The sequence below is a fragment of the Nocardiopsis sp. TNDT3 genome (genome assembly GCF_003427465.1).
Taxonomy (GTDB): Bacteria; Actinomycetota; Actinomycetes; order Streptosporangiales; family Streptosporangiaceae; genus Nocardiopsis; species Nocardiopsis dassonvillei.
This window is the reverse complement of the sequence record NZ_QPFC01000933.1, coordinates 1-3,385: the sequence shown is the minus strand read 5'-3', so window position 1 is coordinate 3,385 and position 3,385 is coordinate 1. Positions and strand designations below refer to the sequence as shown.

Here is a 3,385-nt window from a genome sequence, read left to right as displayed (position 1 = left end):
CCCCCTCCACGGTGATCCTGCTCCCCGAGGGGCCGTCGGCGTCCCACAACGCCTCCGGCAGCAGGATCACCGGAAGGGAGAGAGCTCCTGCGTCACACCCGCAACAGTTTGGGTTGACCGCCTAGAGCTGCTCGTCGCGTCCGCCCGCGGGCACCAGGTTCTCCTCCTCGCCGGGGCGCTGGCGGGTGGGGTTGGTGTCCAGCCAGCGCAGCAGGTTCTCCGAGACCAGGTCGACGCCGATCCGCCCGACCCTGCCGTCCAGGTCCCGGAACAGGCACTCGCCGTTGCCGAGGTTGCGCAGCACGGCGAGGTGGTCCTCGTTGGTCTCCACGCCCAGCAGGGACATGACGCTCTCCACCTCGAAGCGCTCGCTGGAGCGGAAGGCGAACACCGAGGACAGGCAGTTGGTGACCTGCTCGTTGAGGAGGTCGCCCGCGTTCTGCGAGACGAGGATGAGCGCGGTGTTGCGGGAGCGGCCCATGCGCGAGACCTCGGGGACGAGCTTGGCGCCCTCGGGCGTGGAGGTGACCGCCCAGGCCTCGTCCAGGAAGATCGCCTTGGGCAGGTGCCGGTCCAGGCCGTTCATCAGGCGGCGGGCGAACTGGGAGACCAGGTAGAGCAGGGCGACGGACAGGCGCTGCTCGTAGGAGTAGTCGTCGCGGCCCACGCCGGAGTCGGGCAGGGTGAGCCCGCCCAGGGTGAACACGGTGGTCCAGCCCTCGGTGTCGATCCGCGCCTCGCCCTGGGGGTCGAAGCACAGGCTGGCCAGCCGCATCTCCGACATGGACTGCAGGACGGCGCCCAGGTTGCGCGAGGCCGCGCCGGGCGAGGAGACCAGGTGGTCCACGACCTTGGCCAGGGAGGGCTGGGGCTGGTTGGCGACGGCGGCCACGGCCTGGATCATGGCGGACTCGCGCTCCTCGCTCATGCGGGGCAGGAGCAGGCGCAGGGTCTCGGTGGCCATGGTCTTCTTGGCGGACAGGTCGTCGCCGAAGGCGAAGGGGTCGAGCAGGCCCGGCTGGGCCGAGCCCAGGGACATCATGCGGGCCTTGCGGCCGCGTCTTTGCAGGAGTTCGACCAGGGACTCGGCGTCGCCCTTGGGGTCGATGGCGGCGACGGTGACCCCGCGCAGGGCGAGCTGGTAGATGAGCAGGAGGGCGAGGGTGGTCTTGCCGCCGCCGGGCTCGCCGGTGATGGCGATGGCGGTGGGGCGGTTGCGGGCCGCGGCGACCATGGGGTCGAAGTGGACGATGGAGCGGGCTCGGCCGATGGTCTCGCCGACGTAGGGGCCCACCCAGCCGCCCCCGGAGTGGTCGACGCGGTCGCCGACGTCGACGGTGGCGGTGGGCATGCCGCCCGCGATGGTGCGCAGCGGCTGGCGCTGGGCGTAGGCGTTGAGGCGGATGCGGTCGCCGGGCAGCGACTCGTTGAACAGCGAGAACTGGTCGCCGGTGGAGTTGATGACGTCGATGCCGATGTCGCGGTAGTGCTCGATGACCGCCTCGACGTGCTGGCCGAGCAGGCGCTCGGTGGGCGCGGACACCATGAGGCGGTGCCAGCCGTAGACGAAGGGCAGGCGCTCCTTGGTGATGCCGTGCTCCAGCATGCGGGCGGCGTCGATCTGCTCGGCGAGCGCGATGGGCGCCTCCACCCCGGCCTCGCGGATGTGGGCGTCCATGTCGCGGGCGTGGGCGAGCTTGCGGCCGACGTCCTTGGAGGCCTTGGCGGGCGGGATGAGCTTCATCCGCAGGGACATCTCCACCGGGAAGGGGAGGGCGTCGGCGTGGTGCATCCAGGGCTCGCCGTCCGGGAAGGGCATCAGGTCCGGGAAGCGGGCGAAGGACAGGAACGCGACGTGGGTGGACCCCGCGGGCTGTTCGAGGCGCAGCGCGGAGCGGCCGTTGTGCACGACGCCGTCGACCAGTGCCTCGATCTCGCCGCGGCCCCAGGTGCGCCGTCCGGCCGCCGAGGGGCGGATCTCCTCGGCGGTGCCGCTGACGGCGTGCCGGATGAGCCAGGCGATCTCGTCGGAGGTGGCGTGGCGGGCGTGCAGCGAGCTGGCGGCCAGGGCGCGGCCGAGCCGCTCGGCCTGGTCGGTCCAGCGGGCGATCTCGCGGTCGTCCACGGCGTCGTCGTTGATGCCCAGGACCTGTTCGGTGCGCTGGTAGGCGCCGAAGACCTGGGAGAACAGGCCGAGTCCGGCGCCGGCGTTGCGCTGGCCGAGGCGGACGCCGAGGTAGACCTCCTTGGTCCAGAAGTCCTTGGCCCACACGTGCCGGTACGTCTCGTCGAGGTAGTCGTACCAGCCGGGGCCGGAGTCGGAGGTGGCGTCGAGCCGGGTGGCCCACTCCGCGGCCGGGTAGGTGCGGTGGGCGACGCGCAGGTGGACCTCGGCGTCGTTCATGCGGATGGCGGCGAGGGCGATGGTGACGTTGGTGGCCAGCGCCTGGCGCTCCTCGGGCGTGGTGAACTCGTAGGAGACCGTGGGCAGGCGGAAGTAGGCCCAGGCCTCGCTGTCGCTGAACAGCACGCGGTCGTCGAAGTAGCGGACCGCGAGGCGGGTCGTGCCACGGGTCCCCCTGGTGCCGGTCATCTCTTCGCCCTTCTGGTCGCGTCGCGTGGCGGGGTTCCGTCGTTCCTACCCGGACCCGCCGCCCTCGCCCCCTTCATAGTGGAGTATCGCCCCGGAACGGGAGAAGCGGACGGGGTTACGGCGCGCCAGAACCCCGGAGGACGCTGACGGGCCCGCCTCCGGGGGAGACGGGCCCGACCTTCCGGGGGGCGGTGGCGTGTTCGTCGGCACGCGTCCCGCCCTGTGGCGCCCTAGCAGGCGGTGTCGATGGTGTCCTGGATGGCGGACCTCTCCGCGGAGGTGACGGTGAGGTCGTAGCGGTGCTTCACGTTGACCCAGGCCTTGACGTAGTCGCAGTGGATCGCGGTGTTCTCCGGCATCCACTGGGAGGGGTCCTTGTCGCCCTTGGCGCTGTTGCTGCTGACGGTGACCGCCCACAGCTGGGGGGAGTCGACGTCGTTGGCGAAGTCGCGGCGCCGCTCGGTGGTCCAGTCGGCCGCGCCGGTCTTCCAGGCCTCGCTGAGCGGAACCATGTGGTCGACGCTGATCTGGGAGACGTCGCCGTCCCACCACACGTCGTCGAAGGTGCTGTACCAGCGGCCGGAGGTCGGCTGGCAGTCGGAGTCGGTGACCACGTCGTGGCCGTCGCGGACGAGCACGTACTGGCGGGCGGTGCAGGGGCTGTCGACGACGCTCCAGTGCGGGAAGAGGCCGCGGTCGTAGCCGGTCTGGGGCCCCTTGGCCCGGACGGTGAGGGAGTCGAGCTGGCTCTGGGCGGTGGAGGCGCTGGGGATGCCCGGGGGCAGGACGTGG

Annotated in this window: 2 protein-coding genes; both read right to left on the bottom strand. The window is 71.6% G+C overall.

All coding sequences use genetic code 11. The features are described 5' to 3' along the window. Positions 1–121: 121 nt before the first annotated feature. On the bottom strand, positions 122–2,593 hold the full coding sequence (locus DQW06_RS21910) for an ATP-binding protein (RefSeq protein ID WP_013151197.1): 2,472 nt from the start codon (positions 2,591–2,593) through the stop codon (positions 122–124). Positions 2,594–2,823: 230 nt separating this feature from the next. After that, positions 2,824–3,385, bottom strand: a 562-nt coding sequence (locus tag DQW06_RS21905) for an HNH endonuclease family protein (RefSeq protein ID WP_157983543.1), incomplete at its 5' end; no start/stop codon positions are given.